This is a genomic window from Candidatus Polarisedimenticolia bacterium (assembly GCA_036004685.1).
Taxonomy (GTDB): domain Bacteria; phylum Acidobacteriota; class Polarisedimenticolia; order Gp22-AA2; family AA152; genus DASYRE01.
Window position 1 is genome coordinate 84549 of the sequence record DASYRE010000036.1, and the last position, 14518, is coordinate 99066.

10 protein-coding genes are annotated in these 14518 nt (G+C 68.8%); 6 read left to right on the plus strand and 4 right to left on the minus strand.

Annotated elements, in window-relative coordinates; genetic code table 11:
* The first annotated feature begins 419 nt into the window (after positions 1-419).
* From ispG to VGR67_09435, 5 genes are all read left to right on the plus strand, one after another.
* On the plus strand, positions 420-2507 hold the full coding sequence (gene ispG / locus VGR67_09415; GenBank protein ID HEV8336622.1) for a (E)-4-hydroxy-3-methylbut-2-enyl-diphosphate synthase: 2088 nt from the start codon (positions 420-422) through the stop codon (positions 2505-2507).
* Complete coding sequence (locus VGR67_09420) at positions 2504-3292, plus strand: AcvB/VirJ family lysyl-phosphatidylglycerol hydrolase (GenBank protein ID HEV8336623.1); 789 nt, start codon at positions 2504-2506, stop codon at positions 3290-3292. Before ispG ends, VGR67_09420 begins: the two co-directional genes overlap by 4 nt.
* A gap of 10 nt (positions 3293-3302) precedes the next feature.
* Positions 3303-5954, plus strand: a complete 2652-nt coding sequence (gene mprF, locus VGR67_09425) for a bifunctional lysylphosphatidylglycerol flippase/synthetase MprF (GenBank protein ID HEV8336624.1) — start codon at positions 3303-3305, stop codon at positions 5952-5954.
* A complete protein-coding gene (locus VGR67_09430; GenBank protein ID HEV8336625.1) occupies positions 5951-7471 on the plus strand; it encodes an AcvB/VirJ family lysyl-phosphatidylglycerol hydrolase in 1521 nt (506 codons plus the stop codon). The genes mprF and VGR67_09430 overlap by 4 nt, the downstream gene beginning before the upstream one ends.
* 84 nt (positions 7472-7555) lie before the next feature.
* Positions 7556-8851: a phosphoribosylamine--glycine ligase gene (locus tag VGR67_09435; GenBank protein HEV8336626.1), complete on the plus strand. Its 1296-nt coding sequence runs from the start codon at positions 7556-7558 to the stop codon at positions 8849-8851.
* Positions 8852-8951: 100 nt separating this feature from the next.
* Here the strand turns inward: VGR67_09435 and VGR67_09440 are convergent, their stop codons facing one another.
* Positions 8952-9908 (minus strand): hypothetical protein, encoded by a 957-nt coding sequence (locus VGR67_09440; GenBank protein ID HEV8336627.1) that lies wholly within the window; start codon positions 9906-9908, stop codon positions 8952-8954.
* A 77-nt stretch (positions 9909-9985) separates the two neighbouring features.
* On the opposite strand from VGR67_09440, the gene VGR67_09445 reads away from it, so the two are divergent.
* Positions 9986-10669, plus strand: coding sequence for an HAD family hydrolase (locus VGR67_09445; GenBank protein ID HEV8336628.1), 684 nt, complete (start codon positions 9986-9988; stop codon positions 10667-10669).
* 89 nt (positions 10670-10758) lie between these two features.
* Here the strand turns inward: VGR67_09445 and VGR67_09450 are convergent, their stop codons facing one another.
* From VGR67_09450 to VGR67_09460, 3 genes are all read right to left on the minus strand, one after another.
* Positions 10759-11379, minus strand: a complete 621-nt coding sequence (locus tag VGR67_09450) for a hypothetical protein (protein ID HEV8336629.1) — start codon at positions 11377-11379, stop codon at positions 10759-10761.
* A 269-nt stretch (positions 11380-11648) separates the two neighbouring features.
* Complete coding sequence (locus VGR67_09455) at positions 11649-13073, minus strand: sigma-54 dependent transcriptional regulator (GenBank protein HEV8336630.1); 1425 nt, start codon at positions 13071-13073, stop codon at positions 11649-11651.
* On the minus strand, positions 13070-14500 hold the full coding sequence (locus VGR67_09460) for a HAMP domain-containing sensor histidine kinase (protein HEV8336631.1): 1431 nt from the start codon (positions 14498-14500) through the stop codon (positions 13070-13072). The genes VGR67_09455 and VGR67_09460 overlap by 4 nt, the downstream gene beginning before the upstream one ends.
* Between the last annotated feature and the right edge of the window lie 18 nt (positions 14501-14518).

The window sequence follows — 14518 nt, forward strand, 5'->3', positions numbered from 1 at the left end:
GAGCATGCAACGCGCGGTTTGACCCGCGGCGCCGTTTGGCTGCCGGGTCCGGAGTAGCAACGCGCGGTTTGACCCGTGGCGCCGTTTGGCCGCCGGGTCCGGAGTAGCAACGCGCGGTTTGACCCGCGGCGCCGTTTGGCCGCCGGGTCCGGAGTAGCGACGCGCGGTTTGACCCGCGGCGCCGTTTGGCCGCCGGGTCCCGGGTAGCAACGCGCGGTTTGACCCGTGGCGCCGTTTGGCCGCCGGGTCCCGAGTAGCAACGCGCGGTTTGACCCGCGGCGCCGTTTGGCCGCCGGGTCCAAACCGCCCATATATATAGGATGAGAACTCCCGGCGGCAAACCGGGGGCCTCGATTCCGGCGCGGGCGCCAGCGCCGGGCCGTTTGCTCCCCTTCCGCGCCGTGGGCTAGAATTCGCGCATGACTGATCCATCGATCTTCCGCGTCTACCGCCGCCGTCCCACGCGGGAGGTGCGCGTCGGCGACGTCGGGGTGGGCGGAACGAACCCGATCCGGGTGCAGTCGATGACGACGCCGGCCACTTCCGACGTGGAGGCGACCAGCGCCCAGATCCGGCGTCTCGTCGAGGCCGGGTGCGAGATCGTGCGCCTGACGGTCCCCAGCACCCGGGACGCCGAGGCTCTTCCCGCCATCCGCCGGCGCCTGGAGGCCTTGGGGATCCGCGTCCCTCTCGTGGCCGACATCCACTTCTCCCCCGCCGCCGCCATGATGACGGTGGAGCACGTGGAGAAGGTCCGGATCAATCCCGGGAACTACGCCGACACCAAGAAATTCAAGATCCGCGAATACTCCGACGCCGAGTACCTCGCGGAGCTCGAGCGGATCGAGGAGCGCTTCAAGCCGCTCGTCCGGCGCGCCAAGGAGCGGGGGGTCTCGCTGCGCATCGGCACGAACCACGGCTCGCTGTCCGATCGCATCCTGAACCGATACGGCGACACGCCGCTCGGGATGGTCGAATCGGCCCTCGAGTTCGTCCGCATCTGCGAGCGGCACGGCTTCCGCGAGATCATCCTGTCGATGAAATCGAGCAATCCGATGGTCATGATCCAGGCCTACCGCCTCCTGGCGGGGCGGATGGCGCAGGAAGGGATGGACTACCCCTTCCACCTCGGCGTCACCGAGGCGGGCGACGGAGAGGACGGACGGATCAAGTCGGCCGTGGGGATCGGCTCGCTGCTCGAGGACGGCATCGGAGACACCCTGCGCGTTTCGCTGACGGAGGATCCGGTCGCCGAGATCCCGGTGGCGTTCGCGCTGGCGGAAAAATACAACGTCCTGCAGGCCGCGTCGGCGGGAGGGAGGGACGGCGCCGCGAGCTTCGTCCCACCGGCCCCGTCCGCCTCGACCTATGCGCGGCGGCCCAGCTCGAAGACCTACGTCGGCGGCGTTTCCCTGGGCGGAGGGGAGCCGGTCCGGGTGGAATCGCTGCTGGCGGCGCCGCTCGGCGACGTGGCCGCCCTCGCGACCGAGATTCTCGCCCTCTCGGGCGCCCCGGCCCTTGCCGACGCGCGCGCCGAGATCCTGGAGGTCGATCTCGACCGTCCGGCGGATCTCTCGGGATTGCGCGATCTCTCCCGCCTGCTGCACGCCAAGCCGACCCCTCCGGCGTTGTCGATCCGGTCGCCGCTCGCGGCCCTGGCGCGGCTCGGATCCGCCGAGCTCGGCGCGCTCGGGGAGATCTGCCATCGGGTGACGGTCCGGCTGGCCGATCCGGGAGCGGGAAGCCTCGATGCGCTGGGAAAAGTGGCCTCCTCCCCGGCCTTGCGCGCCGCGCTCTGCCTTCAATCCGCCCTTCCCGGCGATCCGGAGGACGCGATCGCCTCCCTCGTCGGCCTGGCGCGCGGCTGGAAGGAGATTCGCGGCACCGAGCCGATCCTGGCGCTCGATCTCCCCGCCGGAGCGCCCTGGATCCTCCTGCATCGCCGGCTCGCCGCGAAGCTCTCGGAGTCGGGCCTCGCCTCGCCTCTCCTGCTCGTCGCCTCCAACGCGTCGCGCCGCGAGGACCCCCTGCTCTTCACCTCGGTCGAGCTGGGAGCGCTCCTGTGCGACGGCCTGGGAGACGCGGTGCGGGTCGAAGGCTTCGGCTCTCCCGCCGATTCGCTGCGCCTCGGCTTCAACGTCCTGCAGGGAACCCGCCTGCGGCTCATCAAGACGGAGTTCATCTCCTGCCCGTCGTGCGGCCGGACCCAGTTCGATCTGGAGGAGACGACGCGGCGGATCAAGGCCCGCACCGGACACCTGAAGGGGGTAAAGATCGCCATCATGGGCTGCATCGTGAACGGCCCCGGCGAGATGGCGGACGCCGATTTCGGCTACGTCGGGTGGGGTCCCGGAAAGGTGAGCCTGTTCGTCGGGAAGGATCTCGTCGAGAAGGACATTCCCTTCGCCGAAGCGGACGAGCGCCTCATCCACCTTATCCAGGCCGAGGGGAAATGGATCGATCCCGTCAACGAGGCGCCCCTCCCCGCCGGCCGCGATCGCGAATGAGCGCCGCGCCGCTCGCGACCGGCGCGCTGGCCCTCGCCGCCGCGCTGCTCGCCGGCTCCTCCTTCGGCTCCGCCTCCTCCGACCCGTCGAGCGCCCCGGTGGTCACCTCCCGGGGGGATTACCGCCTCCTCGTCTATCCTCCCCGCGAGGAGACCGGCCGGCCACCGGTGCTGCTGATCTCCGGCGAAGGTGGGTGGCGCCGGTTCGACCAGACGCTGGGCCGGTTCTTCGCCGACGCCGGGCACTGGGTGGGGGGAATGGACAGCCTCAAGTACTTCTGGCACCCCCAGGACGATCCGCGGGCGCTCGCCGGCGATGTCGAGGCCTACGTCGCGGCGCTGCTGAAGGCATCCGGGCGCCCCCAGGGCTCGCCGGTCATCCTGGCGGGATTCTCTTTCGGCGCCGACCTGGCCCCGCGGATCGCCGGGGCCTGGACCGGAAGGAGCCCGATCGCCGGATTGGTGATGCTCGGCCCCGATGAGGTGGGCAGCCTGCAATTCCGGGTGCTCGAGATCTTCGGCTTCGACGAAAAGGACCACGTCTTCTCGGTGGCGGAGGCCCTGGCCACCGTGAAGGCCGTTCCGATTCTCTTCCTCCACGGGGACGAAGACGCCCACTCCGACGCCGTCGCGCTCTTCCGCCGCGCCCCCGATCCCAAGAAACTGATCCACGTCAGCGGCAGCGATCATCACTTCGCGGGCCACGAGGACGACCTTCGCGCCCGGCTCACCGAGGGCCTGGCGTGGCTGCTCCAGGTCCCGCGAAAAAACTCTCCGGGCCGCTGAAGGAGGGGCCTTGGCGCGGTCGCCCGACCCTTCGCCCGAGCGTCCCTCCCCCGACGAAGCGGAGGCGGCCGGCCCGGCGATCACCGCCGAATCGGAGCGCTCCTCCCTTCTCCTCTCCGCCGTCTTGTTGCGCCTGCGGACGCTGTGGCCCTGGCTCGCGGTGGGCCTCGCGGCCTGGCTCGGCTGGGAGGAAGTGCGCAAGATCGACCTCCTGTCGGTCCGGGGGATCCTGCACGGGGCGCCCGCCGACCTCGTGCTCGCGATGCTGCTGTTCACCGGCTTCAATCTGGCCCTCGCGGGACTCTACGACGTCGCCGCCCTGGGTCCGCTCGATCGGCCGCCGCGCGTGGAGAACCGCTGGGGAGTCGGAGTCATCACGTTCGCCTGGAGCAATTTCCTCACCCTGGGGCCGCTGGCGGGACCGGCGTTGCGCCTCTGGCTCTACAAGCCTCTCGGGGTCGCCGGAAGACGGGCGCACTCCGCGCTGAGCGCCATCCTCGTCTCGTTTTCCCTCGGACTTCTCGCCTGGTGCGCCGTGGCGGCGGTGCCGCTTCCCGCCGGCCTGGACACGCTGGCGGGGCGGCTGGCGCTGGGAGCGCTCGCGCTCGGATTGACCGCGGCCTCGTTGACCCTGCTCCGGCGGCTCCCGGGCCTGCCCCGGATCTTCCGCGAGTGGGAAGGCGGCTCGACCGCCCTCGCCTCCATCGCCCTGGCCGACTGGCTTCTGGCGTGGCTGGTGTTTCATTGGGCCGTCTTCGGGATGCGCGCCGGCGTGCCGGCGACCCTCTCGCTGGGCGCCTTCTTCCTCGGACAGCTCATCGGACTCGCCAGCCTGATCCCCGGCGGGCTCGCCTCCGCCGACGCCTATTGGCTGCTGACGCTCGGCCAGGCGGCGGGCGGCCACGACCGGCTCCTGGCGTCGCTGATCCTCTACCGCGTCATCTATTACCTGGTCCCCTGGATCTTCGCGACTCTGTTCCTGCTGGGACAGCGGGTCCGCGCGGGACGCCGCACCCGGGCCTTCCTGCGGACGGCGATCGCCGGCTACGCCTTCCTCTGCGGCGTGGTCCTTCTGGGAAGCGCCGCGACGCCCGCCATCGCCGGCCGGGTCGCCTTCCTGAACCGGAGCGTGCCGCTCGCAGTCGTCGAGATCTCGCACTGGATGTCGGTCCTGCTGGGTTTCTTTCTCCTGGTCGTGTCGCGCGGCCTGCGGCGCGGCTACCGCTCCAGCCACCGGGTGGCGCTGGCGCTCTTCCTCGCCGGGGCGCTGACCACTTTCCTGAAGGGTCTCGACTTCGAGGAGGCCCTCATGTCGCTGGGAGCCGTGTCGCTCCTGCTCATTTTCCGGCGGACCTTCCAGCACGCGGGCAAGCTCCAGCCGCCGCTCGAGTTCGTCGTCTCGATCGGTCTGTTCGCGATCGTGCTGTTCGCGGCGGTGGGCTTCGGTTCCTTCACCGTGCCGGAGCTTCCGGCCGCTTTCCGGCACTTCGAAGCCACGGCCCAGGAGGCCCGCTTTCTTCGCGCCCTGATCGTCCTGGTTTGCGCCGCCGCGGCCGCCGCGTTCCATTACGCGCAGCGGGCCAGGGCGCAGGATCGCCTGCCCGGCCCCGGCGAAATCGATCAGGCGCTCAGCGACGCCCGCCGGCTCTCCCGGGGCACCAATCCTCTTCTCGTAGGCGCCGGCGACAAGGCGCTGTTCCGTCCCGGCGGGAGCGCCGCGGCGGGCGGCGGCGATCAGCCGCCGCCCGAGGGCTTCCTGCAGTACCGCACCTGCGGGCGCTTTCTCATCGTCTATTCCGACCCGGTCTGCCCTCCCGGAACGGAGCGCGCGCTGCTGGCCGCCTTCCTGGAAGAGGCGGCGGCGCGGGACCATGAAGTGATCCTTTACCAGATCACCCCCGCCCTGCTTCCCGCGGCCCACGATTTCGGCTTCTCGTTCTTCAAGCTGGGCGAGGAAGGGATGGTCGACTTGCAGCGTTTCGACCTGAAGGGGAACAAGGCCCGGAAATGGCGCAACGCGATCAACCGCGTGGAGCGGGCGGGCGGCCGGTTCGAAATCGTCGAAGGCGGCGCCTTGCGGAGCCTGCTGCCCGAGATGCGGCGCGTCTCCGACTCCTGGCTGGCGAGCAAGCACGGCTCGGAGAAGGGATTCTCCATCGGGCGCTTCGACGAGGAGTACCTGGCCCGCTTCCCCTGCGCCGTGGTGCGCGACGCCGGCGGGCGGATCGCCGGATTCGCCAACATTCTCGAAGGCCGCCCGGGTGAGGAGATCTCGGTCGATCTGATGCGCTATCGCCCGGAGAAGCAGGGGCGCGAGGATCTGGAAGGGGTCATCGAGTACCTGTTCCTCGAGATCATGCTGCACGGCAAGGACCGCGGATTCACGCGGTTCAACCTGGGGATGGCCCCCCTCTCCTCGGTCGGGGAGATGCACTGGGCGCGACCCTTCGAGAGGCTCGCCCACCTCTTCTTCCGGCATGGGGAGCACTGGTTCAATTTCCAGGGGCTGCGCCGCTTCAAGGAGAAGTTCGAGCCGGAGTGGGAGCCGCGCTACATGGCCTATCCGCGCCCGTGGGACTGGCCGGCGGCGGTCACCAGCACGGCGGTCCTGATCGCGGGAGGATGGCCCGCCCTCCTCTTCCCGCGGCGGCGGGCCGCATGATGCGGACGCTCCTTCTTCTGGCGCTTCTCATCATCACAACCGATCCCGCATGGGCCGGGTCGAAGGATGCCGCGGCGCGCGGCGATTTCCAGGAAGAGACCATTACCGTCCCGATCCTGGGCCGGGTCACGACTTATCACCCTCTCCCCCTACGTCGCGCGCGGGGCGTGGTGCTCTTCGTCTCGGGAGACGGAGGGTGGAAGCTCGGCGTGCTCGGCATGGCGAAGCGGCTCGCCGGGGAAGCGGTCGTGGTCGGAATCTCCATGCCTGCCTGGCAGGAAATCGCCGAGAAGCAGAAGTCGCCGTGCTGGTATCCGGCGGGGGAGCTGGAGGCAATCGCCCAGGCCGTGGAGAAGATCTACAAGTTTCCCGAATACGTCCGGCCCGTCCTGGTCGGGTACTCTTCGGGGGCCACCGTCGTCTACGGCGCGCTGGTCCAGGCCCCGCGCGGATCGTTCGCCGGAGGGGTAAGCCTCGGCTTCTGCCCTGATCTCGAAGTAAGGCGTCCCGTCTGCGGCCAGGGTGAATGGAAACCAACCTACGATCCTGTGAAACATCGCTCGATGCTCCCGCTCCCGTCCGTAGATCTTTCCGGCCCGGAGGGCGCCCCCGGCTGGATCGCGCTGCAGGGCAAGGTGGACCAGGTCTGCGACGCGAACGCCATGAGCCGCTTCGTGGAGGAGGTCCGCGGGGGAAAGATGATTCTCCTTCCCAAGGTCGGCCACGGATTCGGAGTCACGAGGAACTGGGGGAGCTCCTTCGACGAAGCGGTGGGATCGTTCCTCGAAGGCGGCAGCATCTGGGAGACGCGGCGGGGCAAGGAGCCCTCGAAGGCGCCGAACCGGGCGCCCGAGGAGATCAATCGGCGGATCGATTCGCTGAATCTCCCGCTCGTGGTGACTTGGCCCGAATCGGCCAAGGGGGTGCTGATCTTCCTCTCCGGCGACGGCGGCTGGATGGAGCTGGATCAGGAGGTCGCCTCCCATCTTCACGATGCCGGCGTAGCGGTCATCGGCTGGAGCACGCTCCGTTACTTCTGGGGCGAGCGGACGCCGGCGGAGTTTCGGCGCGATCTGGCGCGCGTCGCCGGCTCGCTTCCGGAGGAGACGCCGCTGTTCGCCGGAGGGTATTCTTTCGGGGCGGAAGTGGTCGCCGTCACGCTCTCGCAGGCGGAGGAGCGGACCGGACCACTCGGCCGGATTCCCGGCCTGATCCTGCTGGGGCCGGGACGCTACGCCACGTTCGAGGTGAGCCCACTCGATTGGATCTTCTCGAGCGCCACTCCCACCGCCCATCCGGTGCGCCCCGCTCTGGAGAGCGCGACGGGTCTCGACGTCCTGTGTCTCGAATCGGGCTCGCCGGCCGACTCGGGCTGCCCTCAGGAGCCTCGGTCCGGTCTGACGCGCCTCCACCTGCGCGGCTCCCACCATTTCGGAGGGGACTACGAGGCGCTCGCCCGGCGCATCGCCGCCTTCATGGCGGCGCCCGACCGCCCCGACGGCGATTCCAGCCCATAAAAAAATCGCCACCCCGGCCCTCGGAGAGGGGTGTTTTTCGCCGCCGGCGATGTAACATGAAAGGGCTCGTGGAGGAATCCGCCGATGGCGATCGCGCCGAAGAAGTTCTTGTTCGTCTCGCGCATGGGACTCATTCACGACCTCGCCATCAAGGTCTCCCAGGAAGGCCACGAGGTCCGCTACTGCATCCTCTCCAAGGCCGACAAGGACGTGGCCGACGGCTTCCTCACGAAAGTGGACGACTGGGAGGCGGAGAAGAGCTGGGCCGATCTCTTCGTGTTCGACGACTCCGGCTTCGGGGACGTCTGCGAGAAGCTCCGCAAGGAAGGGCGTCTCGTCATCGGCGGGACGAAATACAGCGACAAGCTCGAGGACGACCGCGACTTCGGCCAGTCCGAGATGAAGGCGGCCGGGATGACGACGCTCCCCTACTGGGACTTCAGCTCGTTCGACACGGCGATCGAGTTCATCCGGGCGAATCCCGATCGGTACGTCGTCAAGCCGAACGGCAAGGCGCAGAACGACAAGGTGCTGTCGTTCGTCGGCCAGGAGGAGGACGGGCGCGACGTCGTGACGATGCTGGAGCGCTATCGCAAGGGCTCGAAGATCCGCGGCTTCCAGGTGCAGAAATACGTCGCCGGCGTCGAGGTCGCGGCGGGCGCCTTCTTCAACGGGAAGGATTTCATCCTGCCCGCGTTCATCAACTTCGAGCACAAGAGGATGTTCAACGACGACATCGGCCCTTCCACCGGCGAGATGGGCACCAGCGGCTTCTGGACCGGGGAGGTCCAGCTGTTCCGCGACACGCTGGCGAAGATGCGCGACCGGCTCGCCGGTTACGTGGGATACATCGACATCAACTGTGTCGCCAACAGCCGCGGGGTGTATCCGCTGGAGTTCACGACCCGCTTCGGCTATCCAACGATCAACCTCCAGATCGAAGGAGTCCTGTCGAAATGGGGCGAGTTCCTCGTCGCCCTGGCCGCGGGCGAGAGCTTCGACCTGCGCACCAAGCGCGGCTTCCAAATATGCGTGGTGATCGGCGTCCCTCCGTTTCCCTTCGTCGATCCCGACGCTTTCCGCAAGTATTCGGAGGATGCCGTGGTCCTGTTCAAGAAGGAAATCAAGGAGGGTCTCCACCCCTGCGACATCAAGCTGGTGGACGGCGACTGGCGCCTCGCCGGAAATTCCGGCTACGCCCTCGTCGTCTCCGGTTCCGGCCCCACGATGGACGACGCCCGACGCGAGACCTACGGCCGCGTGAAGAGCGTCATGATCCCGAACATGTTCTACCGCACCGACATCGGCGAGCGCTGGCACCGCGACGGCGATCTCCTCCAGACCTGGGGATTGCTGGCGGTGCCCAGCCCGCGCCCTTAGGATCCCGCTCGAACGGCAGCGGGGACGTGGAGGAAGAAGGGCCCGCCAGCCTCTCACGGCCGCCGGCGCGCGGGGCGTCTCGTTACGGAATTCCGAAGACTTAGGGAGAGCGGCGCGGGCGAGCGTCGTCGGCGCCGGACAGGGCGAGCCCCTGGGCGATCTTCTCCTTGATCTTGCGGATGAAGCGCGCCGCGAGATCCTCGGAATAGCCTCCGGCCCGGAACGCGTCGCCGAGCTGTCGATCGGTGAGCTGCGCGAGCGTCTGGCAGGCGATCACGACGTCCTGCGGCGTGAGGTCCCTCAGAAGCTCCCGGTGCCGGGCGTGATAGTCGAACCGGACGCGCCCGTCCTCGGCTCCCAGGACGAATTCCTGGCTCTCGAAATCCTCGATGTCGTTCTGCGTGCCGATCGGCCAGCGCGTCTTTCCCAGCGAGGCGCCGAGATCCTGCACGACGTACCAGGTCGCCGCCCCCTCGGAAGGCTGCTTGAAGCGATAAATCCGGTTGTTGCTCGCCGCCATGTCCCAGTTGTTGAGCAGCAGGTTGACGATCACCAGCGTCCGGTAGGGCCGGCTGGAAACGAACGGATTCCGCCGCCAGTCCCAGGGGCCCTGGCTCTCGAAGCCCGATTCGAGGCGGAAGCGTCCGGGCGGCGGCGCGGCGACCGGACCGCCGCGCAGGCGCCACCGCGGGACGTAATGCAGGACGGGCTGGCGGTACCCGAGCGCCCAGAGGATCCGCGACGCGGCGATCTCCGAGGAGACCTCCTCGCCGATCTTCACCTTCCATTTACGCCCGGCCGGATCGCGGACGTAATAGCCCTGGCTGTGCCCCGTCGTGTCCCGCTTCCGGAGCTGGTAGTCGACGGCCGGATCGGGAACGGAGCCTCTTCCGCCGGGACCGTAAAACAGGTTCCGGGACGAGAGGTCGCCGGGATCGACCCAGAGCTCCGCCATCGGCGCCGGCGCGGCAGGCGTCGCGGCGGCCCCTTTCGGCGCGGGCGCGGCGCCGGCGAGGAGCACGAACGAGAGGAGGAGAAAGAAGGCGCGGGGAGCCATGGCGACATTCTAGGTCGGATTCGGTTTAGGGTGTCAAATGCTCCCGCCGGACCGGCGGGGCACGCGGAGGGAAGACGATGATCCCGAAGGTGACATTTCTTTTCGACGTCGACAACACGCTGCTCGACAACGATCGCATCGCTGCGGATCTCCGGAGGCACCTGACCCGGCTGCTGGGCCCGCAGCGCCAGGAGCGCTACTGGGCGATCTTCGAGGAGCTGCGGAGCGAGCTCGGCTACGCCGACTATCTCGGGGCGCTCCAACGCTACCGGCAGGAGAGTCCGCGGGAGCCGCGCCTCCTCGAGATGTCGTCCTTCCTGATCGACTATCCCTTCGCGAACCGCCTCTTCCCGGGATCGCTCGACGTCCTCGAGCGGGTCGCCGCGTGGGGGCCGGCGGTGATCCTCTCGGACGGAGACGTCGTGTTCCAGCCGCGCAAGATCGAGCGCTCGGGTCTCTACGACGCCGTGGGGGGGCGGGTCCTCATCTACGTCCACAAGGAGCGGGAGCTCGACGACGTGGAGAAGCTCTATCCGGCGGAGCATTACGTCGTCGTGGACGACAAGACGAGGATCCTGGCGGCCGTGAAGCGGACCTGGGGGGGCCGGGTCACCACCGTCTTTCCGCGCCAGGGGCATTACGCCCTCGACCCAGCGGCCGGGTCCTTCCGCCCCGAGCCCGACGTCACCGTCGAGCGGGTCGGCGAGCTGCTTCATTACGATCTGGCCGACTTCCTCCCGACGCCGCGCAGCGGAGCATGAGCTTGCTACTCTCGCTTTCCGTGTGCCGCCCGATAGGCGCTCCCTCGGCGGGAGCGCCTATCGGGCGGCTGGGGGGGGGTGGAGCGCGGTTATTCGTCCGCGTCCTTGTCCTTCGATTTCTTGTCGACGCGGATCTTCTTGATGAGGATCGGCTCCTTGGAAAGCTCCATGCGGAGGCTGTGACGGGGACAGAGATACTGACCCTTGTCCTCCTCCCCGTCCTTCAGCGTCAGCGTGGCGTCTCCTTCCGGGCAGCGCAGGATCTTTCCCTCATCGTCGTGGATCCGGATGACGTGGATCCCGGGCTCCTCGTCGCCGTCGCCGCTGACGGTCACCACGTTCTCGTCGGCGTCGCCGTCGGCCAGGACGATGCGGGTCAGATCCTTGTCGGGGCCCGACTTCTTGTCGAGCACGACGACGTGGGCCTTCCCCTCATCGCTCAGGGTCATCGCATAGCAGCTGTCCTTTCCCACCTGGCAGTGCAGCGTCTTCCGGCCGCCATCGTCTCCGTAGGTGACGACCACCTCGGCGCCCTGTCGGGTCGCCGTGATGGCATGGTCCCCTTCGCCGAAGGTCCGCGTCTCACCGTTGGCGAGGCTGGCCAGGTCGAACTTCTCCATCGGCGCCGCCTGCTTGGCGGGGGACGCCGTCCCCAGCACCGTCAGGCATGCGGCCGCGATTCCCGCACAGAGCGATGCCTTCCAATTCATGCCGTCTCTCCTCTTGAGGATGGGGCCATGCCGCGGCCGGCGTGACGCGCGAGACCGCCGGGCGCATGGCCAATTGAGTTGCTCGCCGCTTCCGGATCGCTCGCCGATCCGGCCGGCGACGCGAGCCTATTGCACACCGCGTACCAGTCAGCCCGAGCCGCCGGCGCGGGGGCGCCGGCGGAGATCCGGGCCGCCTCGGCAGCCCGCGCCGATCTCCCGGCCGCCTCATTTGAGGCGGATCCGCTCCATATGAGGTGCGGCGATGCCGATCAGGAAGAGCTTCCCTCTTCGGGCATGGTGCGCTCGAGGCCGAATTTTTGGATCCGGTATTGGAGAGTCTTGTAGGAAATCCCGAGGAGCCGCGCCGCCGGGCCCAGATTCCAGCGAGTCCGGCGCAAAGCCTGCAGGATGAAATGGCGCTCCAGCTCGGGCAGGCGCACGCCGCCCGGGGGAAGCTGGAAATCGGAGCTGCTCCCGTCGGCCGCCGCCGCTCCCTGGCGGAGATCGGGCGGAAGATCGGAGAGGCCCAGGCGTGTTCCCCGGGCCAGAAGCACCATGCGCTCGATGCAGTTCTCCAGCTCCCGGACGTTGCCGGGCCAGGCATGAGTCTGGAGCCTGTCCATGGCCTCCGGGGTGAGGACCGACGCCTCGCGGCCGAATTTCTCCGCGGAGGCGCGCAGGAAGTGGCTCGTGAGCAGGGGGATGTCCTCGACGCGCTCGCGGAGCGGCGGGAGGAGCAGCGGCACGACGTTCAGGCGGTAGAAGAGATCCTCCCGAAACGTCTTCCGGCGGATCGCCTCCTCCAGGTTCTCGCCCGTGGCGGAGAGAATCCGGGCGTCCACGGGAACCGCGGCGGTGGAACCGAGGCGCTGGATCTCCCGCTCCTGGATCGCCCGCAGGAGCTTCGCCTGCAGATCGATCCGCATCGCGCCGATCTCGTCGAGGAACAGCGTGCCGCCGGAGGCCTGCTGGAACCGGCCCGGATGCGAGCGAATCGCGCCGGTGAAGGCGCCGCGCTCGTACCCGAAGAACTCGCTCTCGAGGAGCGCCTCGGGCACCGCGGCGCAATTCAACGCCACGAACGGCCCGGAGGCGCGCCGGCTCTGCGCGTGGATGGCGCGGGCGATCAGCTCCTTGCCGGTGCCGCTCTCGCCGCGAATCAGCACCGGAACGTCGGTGCGGGCGATCCGCTCGATGATCGAGAAGATCTCCCGCATGGCGGGGGAGGTGCCGAGGATGCCGCCCAGCCGGTAACGCTCCTTCAGCGCCCCGCGCAGCGCCGCGACTTCCGCCTCCAGCCTTCTTTGCCTCAGCGCCTTCTCGAGGACCAGGAGCAGCTCCTCCCGCTCGAACGGCTTGGTCAGGTAGTCGGCCGCGCCCTTTTTCATCGCCGCCACCGCCTCCGAGACGGAGCCGTAGGCGGTCATCAGGATGACGGGCGTCTCCGGCCGCAGCTCTTGCAGGCGCTCGAGGAGCGCGAGCCCGTCCATGCCCGGCATCTTCTGATCGGTCAGGAGCAGATCGAACTCACTCCGGCCCAGGATTTCCAGCGCCTCGCGTCCTCCCGAGGCCGCCTCCACGCGGTAGCCGGCCCGCTCCAGGATCCCCGACAGCATCTCCCGTTGATGCGTCTCGTCGTCGACGACGAGAAGGCGCGCAGCCGCCGCCTCCGGCGCGTCCCGGCGGCCGGTCACGAGGCGGCCTCCGGCCGCGGCGTATTGGGAAGCGGAAAAGCCAGCAGAACGCTCGTTCCCTCCCCCTTCCGGCTGCGCAGCGTCACCCGCCCTCCGTGATCCTCCACGACGACCTGATGGACCATCGCCAGCCCGAGCCCGTGGCCGTCCTCCTTCGTCGTGTACGCGAACTCGAAGATCTTCTCCTGATCCGCCTCGGGGATGCCCCGGCCGTCGTCCACCACCTCCAGCCACGCCTCCGAGCCGGCGCCGCGCACCGACAGGGTGACGGCGCCCCCCTCGGGCAGCGCCTCGAAGCTGTTCAGGACCAGGTTCAGAACGGAGGAGCGGATCGACTCCTCGTCCCCCGCAAGCGCTCCGACTTCGCCTTCGACGGCGACCTTCAACCGGATGCCGCGCCGCTGCGCCTCGTTTTCCACGAGCCGGGCGGTCTCCCGCGCGACCCTCGCGAGATCGACCGGGGCGAGCAATCGGTGATCGGTGCGGGCGAAGCGCAGAAAATTCTCCACCAGCCGATCGAGCCGGCGGATCTCCTCCCGGATGATCGCCAGCGAGCGGTCGAATTCCGCGGCCGGCGCCGGCTCGCCGGGGCGGGCGGTCTCCTCGAGGTTCGAAAGCGTCAGGCCGATCGAATGCAGAGGATTCCGGACGTCGTGGGCCACCCCGGCCGCGAGACGCCCCAGCGCCAGGAGCTTCTCGCGCCGCCGCATCTCCCGCTCGCGCTCCCGGCTGGTCCGGAGGCGCCGGGTCATCTCGTTGAAGCCGCGAGCCAGACGGCCGATTTCGTCGCGGCCCGAATTCTCGACTTCGGCGCTGAGATCCCCCTGCGTGAGACGCCGGATTCCGGCGTCGAGCTTGCGGACCGGCCGGGTGAACCGGGCCGCCAGGCCGGCCGAGAGGGCGGTGCCCACCACGAAGATCGCCACGAACAGCAGGAGGGTGCGCCGGCGAAAGGCCGCGAAGAGATCCTGGTACGCCCGGGTCGGAACCGGAAGGACGATCTCACGCTGTTCCTCTCTCTGGTAGGCATGGACTTTGGGGATCATCGCTTCGGGCGAATCGGAGCGCGGGGCGGCCTGGAGAGGAGCCGAGATGCCCTCCGGGTGGAGGGAGGCGATCTCCTTGACCCGCACGATCACGACCTGGGCGCCGTCGCCGTCCTTCGAGGGGACGGCGTCCTTCGTCCGAAACTGGAAAGAGTGGGTTCCGGCCGGCGCCCCGGGCGCCGCCTCGACGATCGCGGCGGCTCCCGCCGGGTCGCCGTCGGCGTGGAAAATGAAGGTCTTCAGCGTCGCCTTCCCGGCGTTCGAGACGGTCCGCGTCACCTCGTTCATCACGCCCACCTGATAGGAGTTCATCAGCAGGGCGAACGCCGCGAGAGACACCAGGAGCACGAGGCTCATCAAGCCGACGAGACGGATCGTCACGGTCGTCCTCGGAACGAC

Excerpts from the sequence above, each read along its gene's own strand:
- VGR67_09420 (HEV8336623.1), top strand. The coding sequence starts at position 2,504 with ATGAGCGCCGCGCCGCTCGCGACCGGCGCGCTGGCCCTCGCCGCCGCG.
- VGR67_09440 (HEV8336627.1), bottom strand. The coding sequence starts at position 9,908 with ATGGCTCCCCGCGCCTTCTTTCTCCTCCTCTCGTTCGTGCTCCTCGCC.
- VGR67_09450 (HEV8336629.1), bottom strand. The coding sequence starts at position 11,379 with ATGAATTGGAAGGCATCGCTCTGTGCGGGAATCGCGGCCGCATGCCTG.
- ispG (HEV8336622.1), top strand. The coding sequence starts at position 420 with ATGACTGATCCATCGATCTTCCGCGTCTACCGCCGCCGTCCCACGCGG.
- VGR67_09435 (HEV8336626.1), top strand. The coding sequence starts at position 7,556 with ATGGCGATCGCGCCGAAGAAGTTCTTGTTCGTCTCGCGCATGGGACTC.
- VGR67_09445 (HEV8336628.1), top strand. The coding sequence starts at position 9,986 with ATGATCCCGAAGGTGACATTTCTTTTCGACGTCGACAACACGCTGCTC.
- VGR67_09430 (HEV8336625.1), top strand. The coding sequence starts at position 5,951 with ATGATGCGGACGCTCCTTCTTCTGGCGCTTCTCATCATCACAACCGAT.